Genomic DNA, 7,799 nt, shown 5'->3' with positions numbered 1-7,799 from the left:
GTGTACAGACGCACCAGCTTGAGGACACGGTTGATCGCTTTCGCGTCCGGCCGGCCGGCGCTCTCCGTCAGCAGGCCCGAGAACGAGCCGGCGTAGGCGAACTCGTTCGGCTTGGTCAAAGCGGCACGCAGCGCCCGCGTCCCGCCCTCGGACACGCCGGCGACGGCCTGATGCGCCGGGTCGCGGAGGACGTGGTACTTGTCCGCGACCGCCGTGCGGAGGTCCTTCAGCTCCTTGTCGTCAGCCGGCCCGTCACCGCCGCCGATCACGACCACCATCGGCTCCATCGAGCCCCGGGCCGACAGGTTGTCGAAGATCTGCTTGGCACGGCCGAGGTCGAGCCAGTCGGTGGCGCTCTGCCCCTCGCCGGACCGCAGGAACAGCACCGGGTAGGCCTTGGCGCCCTTGGCCGAGTACCGCGGCGGCGTCCACACCAGCGCCGACCGCTCCTGCTTCTTGGTCCGGTAGGTCAGGGTCTCGACCTTGCCGCCCTGTCCCTGAGGCGCGTCCGCCAGCAGGCCCGCCGAATCGCCCGGCACGAGGAAGGTGCTCCACAGCGGCTTGGACGCCACACTGGTGGCGTTCGTCGGATCCTTGAGGCCCTTGGTGTCGTCACCCGTGATCTGGTAGAAGTACAGCCCCGCCTTGAGCGGGCCGAGGGCTCCCCACCAGACGTCGCCCCGGCGGGTCAGGCCGTACTCCGCCCACGCGAAGGAGGGGCCGAAGTTCCCCTCGACGGCCAGCTGCGACACCTGGCCCGCGTTGGCCTCGACGTAGGCCGCCGGGACGCTGATCGACACGTAGCCGTCCTCCGAGACGTCCAGCCACGGCGTGTCCGCCACCGCTGGTCGCGGCGCGACCAGAACCGCCGCGATCGCCATGACCCCGGCGGCGATCATCGCCGAGAGCCGGCGCACGCCCGTGGGGCGCACACCGCCGTGATGGAATAACGCCATACCGAAACTCCCTTGATGGCCGGCAGCGGTCGGTCCGACAAACCGACCTGACTCATCGGTAGAACATGCCATGAATTCTGCGCCAGGACCTCCGTGGTCACGGGCCCATTCGCTCTCTATTAATCGATGCGCTATCCGTCGCGATTCCAACGAGTCAAGGTAATTGATAAGATTTGGAAGCACAAGCCTGTTCCGGCCTCTCCGCGTGCCGACCGTACGCCCCTGAAAGGACGGCGCCGCATCGCGCACGCCGGCCAGGACAGGGCGGCTCCGCCAGCGCCCACTCGGGGGCATGTCGCATGCACGGGAGCACGGCGAATATGGCGCTGGTTCGTGGGCGCAAGGGCGGCCTCGCACCTGCCCGCCGTCCGGCGGCGACCGGTCCGGGCGGCCGGTTTTCGGCGAGTGATGCGTCGGGCGGTGAATCCTGTCCCTGCCGGAAACGTAACCCGTAATGTTTACGGCGCAACCGTCGCCGGTGCTTGACCGGTCTCTCTGTCACCGCCGTATCGGCAGCTCATTCGGGAATGCCGTTTTCCGGGATTCAGCCACGGCTGACAACCCGCCGTCCGGTCCTGCCGCCGCCGACATGACCGCACGCACAGGGCCAGGTGGGTGCGTCGCGACGATAACCTCGCGTGCGGACGAAACGGGAGGTTGCCGGCGTGACGGAACTGCTGATGGGGCTCAGCCTCGGCCTGGGCGCCGGTGTCACGCCCGGTGCGTTGCTGACGCTCGTCATCACGGCCAGCCTGCGCGGCGGGTTCCGCTCGGGAGTGCGCCTGGCCTGCGTGCCGCTGCTGTCCGATCTGCCCGTGGTGCTGCTCGCCGTGACGGCCGTCGGGGCGCTGCCTCAGGCGCTCCTGCGCGTGCTGTCGGTCGGAGGCGGGCTCTACGTCGTGTACCTCGGCGTGGAGACGCTGCGCGAGGCCCGTACGGCCCTGCCGCCCCGCCCCGGCGAGGACGCACCCTCCTCCGCGAGGGAGGTCCTGCGCGGCGTGGTGGTGAACCTGCTCAACCCCCACCCCTGGCTGTTCTGGATCGCGGTGGGCTCACCGATCTTCGTCTCGGCGTGGGACCGGGCCCCGGCGTACGCGCTTGCCTTCGTGGGCGGGTTCTATCTGGTCCTGGTGGGTTCCAAGGTGGCGCTCGCGGCAGCCGTGGGGGCCGGCCGGCACCGGCTGACCCCCCGCGGCTACCGCCTGCTGCTGGGCGCGAGCGGCGTGCTGCTGGCCGCCGTCGGCGCCGTGCTCACCGTTCGAGGACTGCTTCCCCAAGCGTTGTAGTCGCCACCCTGCTGCGGCGGCGTCCGTACAGGAAGTAGACGGCGGTGCCCACGACCATCCAGGCGAAGAACCGGATCCAGGTCTCCACGGGCAGGTTGAGCATCAGGTAGGCCGAGGCCAGCACCGACAGGATCGGCACCACCGGCACGAACGGCGTGCGGAAGGAGCGGGGCAGGTCGGGGCGGGTCCTGCGCAGGACCACCACCGCCACCGCGACGATCACGAACGCGAACAGCGTGCCGATGTTCACCAGTTCGGCGATGGCGCTCAGCGGGATCAGCGCCGCGAGCAGCGCGGTGACCGCGCCGATGACGATCGTGATCCGGTACGGCGTGCGGAACGTCGGGTGGACCTTGGCGAGGGACCGGGGCAGCAGGCTGTCGCGGCACATCGCGAACAGCACCCGGCTCTGGCCCAGCATGAGGATCATCACGACGGTGGTGAGCCCGGCGATGGCTCCGACGCTGATCAGCGTCGCCATCCAGGGCTGGCCCACCGACCGGAACGCGTCGGCGAGCGGGGCCGACGCGCTGAGCTCGGAGTAGTGCTGCATGCCGACGACCACGAGCGAGACCGCCACGTAGAGGATCGTGCAGACGACCAGCGAGGCGATGATCCCGATCGGCAGGTCGCGCTGTGGGCGGCGGGTCTCCTCGGCCGCGGTCGCCACGACGTCGAAGCCGATGTAGGCGAAGAACACCAGGGCGGCGGCCGTGAAGACGCCGAAGACGCCGTACGCGACCGGCTGCACGCCGAACAGCACCTGGATGAGCGGGGCCTTCATGCCCTCCCCTGCGGCCATCTGGTGGGACGGCGGGATGAACGGCTGGTAGTTGGCCCCCTTGACGAAGAACAACCCGGCGATGATCACCAGCAGCACCACGGCCAGCTTGACCGCCACCATGGCGCCGTTGAACCGGGCCGACATCTTGATCCCGGCCACCAGCACCCCGGTCAGCAGGATCACGATCAACGCCGCCGGGACGTTGAAGACGGCCTCGTCCCCGGCGATGGACGACGGCAGGTAGATCCCGAAGTTCTTCAGCAGTGAGGCGAAGTAACCCGACCAGCCCGAGGCGACCACCGCCGCGCCGAGTGCCAGCTCCAGCATCAGGTCCCAGCCGATGATCCAGGCCGGGAACTCGCCGATCGTGGCGTACGCGTAGGTGTAGGCCGAGCCGGCGACCGGGACCGTGGCGGCGAACTCGGCGTAGCACAGGGCCGCGAGCGCGCACACGATCCCGGCGACCACGAAGGAGATCGCGACGGCCGGGCCGGCCGTGTTGCGCGCCGCCACTCCGGTCAGCACGAAGATGCCGGTCCCCACGATGACGCCGATGCCGAAGACGGTGAGATCGAGAGCGCTCAGGCTGCGCCTGAGCCGATGTTCGCCGCCTTCGGCATCCTCAATCGACTGCTCTACCGGCTTCGTCCGGAAAAGGCTCATCCGCAGGCTCCTCATCACGTCGATGACCTGCAGACTTCCCGGTCACACCGGTATTACTCCTGGTTATCAATCGGTGGGCTGCACGAGCCGCGCCGGATGGCTCTCCATCACCTGCGACCGGCGCGCCACGGCCTCGGTGATCTGACGGGCGAGGTCCTGCCCGGTCAGGCCGATCTCGGAAAGGATCTTGGCCCGCTTGGCGTGGTCGAGGAAGCGCTGGGGGATGCCGTAGGTCCGCACCGGCACGTCCACGTCGGCGTCGCGCAGCAGGCGCGCCACGGCGTCGCCCACGCCGCCGACCCGGCCGTTGTCCTCCACCACGACGACCAGCTTGTGCGCGGCGGCGGCCAGCACCAGGGCCTGGTCCAGCGGCTTCACCCAGCGGGGGTCCACCACGGTGGCCGAGATGCCCTGGGCGTCGAGGAGGTTCGCGGCCTCCATGCAGACCTCGGCCATCGGGCCGACCGCGACCAGCAGCACATCGGCGTCGCCGGCGCGGAGCACGTCCATCTCGCCGAGTTTGCCGACGGCCTCCACGTCCTTGGGCAGGGCGCCCTTGGGATAGCGAACCACCGACGGGCCGTCGTCGATCCCGACCGCCTCGGCCAGCAGCTCGCGCAGCCGCGCGCCGTCGCGCGGGACGGCGATCGACAGCCCGGGGATCACCTGCAGGATCGACAGGTCCCACATGCCGTTGTGGCTGGGTCCGTCGTCCCCCGTCACACCCGAGCGGTCGAGCACGACGGTGACCGGCAGGCGGTGCAGCGCCACGTCCATCAGGAGCTGGTCGAAGGCCCGGTTGAGGAACGTCGCGTAGAGCGCCACGACCGGGTGGAGGCCGCCGATGGCGAGCCCGGCGGCGCTGGTCAGTCCGTGCTGCTCGGCGATGCCCACGTCGTAGATCCGGTCCGGGTACGCCTCGGCGAACGCCGCCAGGCCGACCGGGTGGAGCATCGCCGCGGTGATCGCGACGACGTCGTCCCGCTCGCCGCCGATCTTCACGATCTCCTCGCTGAACACGTTGGTCCAGCTGTGCGGCTTGGGCCGCTCCTCGCCCGTCAGCGGGTCGAACGGGCCGGGACCGTGGAAGCAGTCCTCGTCGTGGTTCTCCGCGTGCGTGTAGCCGTTGCCCTTGCGGGTGAGCACGTGGACGATGACGGGCCCGCGGAAGCCCCTGGCGCGGCGCAGCGCGGCCTCCACCGCCCCCTCGTCGTGGCCGTCGATCGGGCCGACGTACTTCAGCCCGAGGTCCTCGAACATGACCTGCGGGGTCAGGATGTCCTTCAGGCCCTTCTTGATGCCGTGCAGCGTGTCGTACAGCGGCGCGCCGACCACGGGCACCCGGCCGAGGTTGTTCTTCACCAGTTCGAGCACGTGCTCGTAGCCCTGGGTCATCCGCAGGGACGACAGGTGGGAGGCGAGACCGCCGATCGTCGGCGAGTACGAGCGGCCGTTGTCGTTGACCACGATGATCAGCGGCAGGTCCTTGCGCCCGGCGATGTTGTTCAGCGCCTCCCAGGCCATGCCGCCGGTCAGCGCGCCGTCGCCGATCACGGCCACCACCGTGCGGCCGGTCTCCCCGCGCAGCGTGATCGCCTTGGCCAGCCCGTCGGCGTACGACAGGGCGGTGGAGGCGTGCGAGTTCTCGATGACGTCGTGCTCGGACTCGGCCTGGCTGGGATACCCCGACAGGCCGCCCTCCTGGCGCAACGTGCCGAACTGCCCGGCCCGCCCGGTCAGCATCTTGTGCACGTACGCCTGGTGGCCGGTGTCGAACAGGATCGGGTCGCGCGGCGAGTCGAAGACCCTGTGGAGGGCGATGGTCAGCTCGACGACGCCGAGGTTGGGCCCGAGGTGACCGCCGGTCTTCGCGACGGAGGAGACCAGCAGGTCGCGGATCTCCTCAGCCAGCACGGGCAGCTCCCCGGCCTCAAGGCGCTTCACGTCGAGCGGGTCCTTGATCGTCTCCAGAATCCCCACCGCTCATCCTTCCCGCTCGCCATCGAACGGATCGAGTCTAGTTCGAGGAAGGTGCGGGGGTATCAGGGGTTGCACCGAACCTCCACAAGACCTTCCCGGTGCCGACGTCGATCCCGCTTTACCCGTCGCCGCCTCCTGCCCTACCCTCATGATCCCCCGAAGGAAAAGTCCGCATTACCGGGTATTCGGACGTTTCGCCACATTCCTGACTATCTCTCTGTCCGCTTGGGATGCCCACTCATGATTCGCATAAGCCTCCGCACGCCGGCCGTCGCGGCCACGGCGGTGGCCGCAGCCCTGTCCCTCACCGGTACGGCGGGCGCGTCCGGCACGGACGCGTCGTCGGCGCGGCCCATGCCCACGGGCCCGGGAGCGCTGACGAGGAACCCGCTCTACACGACGGGCGAGTTCGAGTTCTTCGAGTGCTCCGAGCTGAGCCGCCGGCCCGGCGACATCGATACCTATCGGATCTATCTGGACAACCTGCTCGACTGCCTCAACCGGACCTGGAGGGAGGAGTTCACGCAGGCCGGACTGCCGTTCTCCCCGCCCAGGGTGCGTTACATCACCAAGAGCGTGAACATGGGCTGCGGCCAGTACGTGACGAGCTACGCGGTGAGCCTGTACTGCCCGCGGAACAAGACGATCTGGATCCTGCTGTCCAAGGGGCAGCTGTCCGACCCCACGGAGTTCGGCCTTTTCACGGTCATCGCCCACGAGTACGGCCACTACGCCCAGGACCGCGCCGGCATCCTGTACGAGTTCGCCCGGCAGTACCCCAAGCTGAGCAAGAAGCGGGTGAACGACCTCAACCGCCGCATCGAGCTGCAGGCCGAGTGCTTCTCCGGCGCCTTCATCGGCAGCGTCTGGCGTTCGCTCGGCCGCGACCAGCTCGACTGGGACGAGCAGCTCAAGTGGATCGTCGGCGACAAATGGCACGGTAAGGCGGGCAACATCCGCTACTGGCTCAAGCGCGGCTGGTACGGCAACGGCCCCAAGGTGTGCAACACCTTCTCCGCCCCCGCCGCCAGGACCGCCTAAGTCGGCGCGCGGGCGGGCTGTCCCGCGCGGCCCTCGCCGGCCGGTTCACCACGCTGGTCCGACGGCCACCCGGCCGCTATCGGGCCACGCCGAGGACGTCCGCCAACAGGCTGTCGCGGAGGATGGCGTGCAGGGCCGCCAGGACGCCGGGCACGTCGTGGCCGGTGAGCGCCTGCGCGCCCCAGGCCAGCATCGACTGCTGGGCCTGGACGATCTCGGGGGCAAGGGCCCGCCCCCGCGGGGCCAGCGTGAGCTCGACGCGGCGGCGGTCGTCCGGGGGAATGCGCCGCTGGACGAGACCGGCGTCCACCAGGCGGTCCACCAGCCGGCTGGGGTGGCCGGACTCGGCGATGATGCGCGTGCCCGGCTCGCGCAGGGCCAGCGGCTCGTTCGCGCCTATGATCAGGATGGCCTCGGCCTGGGCGGGCGTGACGCCCAGGTGCCGCAGCGCCTCGCTCGACCGCCGCTCGATCTCCCGCTGCGCCGCCTTTATCGCCTGAGCGAGGGCCAGGACCTGGTCGTTCATCGGCAGTCGGGGACGCGGCACCGTCAGGATCCGGCTCCCCCTCCGGCCTGCTCGCCTTCGCTCCCGACCGCAGACCGGGGCGTCCCGGCTGCGCTGCGTCATGCGCTCCTTCCGCGAGCTGTCCGCGCAGCGCGGGCGCGGCTTCGACGAGCTGGAGTCGGCGCGGACGTGGCTCGCCGGACGACCGGACTGCACCGGCCGCGTCGGAGTGATCGGCTTCTGCTCCGGAGGAGGCTTCGCGCTCCTCGCCGCGGCGCAGTCGGACTATGCGGCGGCCGCCGTCAACTACGGCATGGCCCCCAAGGACGCCACCGAGGCGTTGACGGGCATCTGCCCCGTCGTGGCGAGCTACGGCGGACGGGACACCAGCCTGCGAGGCGCCGCCGCCCGCCTGCAAGAGGCTCTGACCCGTCCGGACGTCCCGCACGACGTGCGCGAATACCCTGATGCCGGACACGGATTCCTCAACAGGCACAAGCCACTGCGCATTGCCCGGATCATCGCCAGGGCCGGGTTCCGGCAGAAGGCCGCGGATGACGCGTGAGACCGCATCGACGCGTTCT

The 7,799-nt window shown here is 69.9% G+C and carries 7 protein-coding genes; 3 read left to right on the top strand and 4 right to left on the bottom strand.

All coding sequences use genetic code 11. The annotated features are described in order from the left end of the window. Nucleotides 1-956 (bottom strand): alpha/beta hydrolase (locus tag IL992_RS39465; protein ID WP_264295179.1); only part of this gene is annotated, 956 nt, incomplete at its 3' end. A gap of 665 nt (nucleotides 957-1,621) precedes the next feature. Between IL992_RS39465 and IL992_RS39460 the strand changes: the two genes are divergently transcribed. Next, nucleotides 1,622-2,242 carry a LysE family translocator gene (locus IL992_RS39460; RefSeq protein ID WP_193208402.1) on the top strand — a complete coding sequence of 207 codons (621 nt, stop codon included), beginning with the start codon at nucleotides 1,622-1,624 and terminating at the stop codon, nucleotides 2,240-2,242. On the opposite strand, the gene IL992_RS39455 is transcribed toward IL992_RS39460, so the two are convergent. Together IL992_RS39455 and dxs are read right to left on the bottom strand one after the other, a co-directional pair. Beyond that, nucleotides 2,208-3,689 carry an amino acid permease gene (locus IL992_RS39455; protein ID WP_319019114.1) on the bottom strand — a complete coding sequence of 494 codons (1,482 nt, stop codon included), beginning with the start codon at nucleotides 3,687-3,689 and terminating at the stop codon, nucleotides 2,208-2,210. The two genes, IL992_RS39460 and IL992_RS39455, sit on opposite strands and share 35 nt — an antisense overlap. Nucleotides 3,690-3,755: 66 nt before the next feature. After that, entirely contained in the window at nucleotides 3,756-5,669 is a 1,914-nt protein-coding gene (gene dxs / locus IL992_RS39450; protein WP_193208401.1) for a 1-deoxy-D-xylulose-5-phosphate synthase, read from the bottom strand. Between the two features lie 240 nt (nucleotides 5,670-5,909). On the opposite strand from dxs, the gene IL992_RS39440 reads away from it, so the two are divergent. Then, nucleotides 5,910-6,710: a neutral zinc metallopeptidase gene (locus IL992_RS39440; protein WP_193208400.1), complete on the top strand. Its 801-nt coding sequence runs from the start codon at nucleotides 5,910-5,912 to the stop codon at nucleotides 6,708-6,710. 76 nt (nucleotides 6,711-6,786) lie between these two features. Here IL992_RS39440 and IL992_RS39435 read toward each other — a convergent pair whose 3' ends face one another. Continuing rightward, a complete protein-coding gene (locus IL992_RS39435; protein ID WP_193208399.1) occupies nucleotides 6,787-7,236 on the bottom strand; it encodes a MarR family winged helix-turn-helix transcriptional regulator in 450 nt (149 codons plus the stop codon). On the opposite strand from IL992_RS39435, the gene IL992_RS39430 reads away from it, so the two are divergent. Next, on the top strand, nucleotides 7,235-7,780 hold the full coding sequence (locus IL992_RS39430) for a dienelactone hydrolase family protein (protein ID WP_319019115.1): 546 nt from the start codon (nucleotides 7,235-7,237) through the stop codon (nucleotides 7,778-7,780). The genes IL992_RS39435 and IL992_RS39430 overlap by 2 nt on opposite strands. Nucleotides 7,781-7,799 lie beyond the last annotated feature (19 nt).

Source organism: Microbispora sitophila, from assembly GCF_014892245.1.
In the GTDB taxonomy this organism is placed as follows: domain Bacteria; phylum Actinomycetota; class Actinomycetes; order Streptosporangiales; family Streptosporangiaceae; genus Microbispora; species Microbispora siamensis.
Note: the sequence above shows the minus strand (reverse complement) of the source record. Positions and strands in the feature narration are given on the sequence as shown.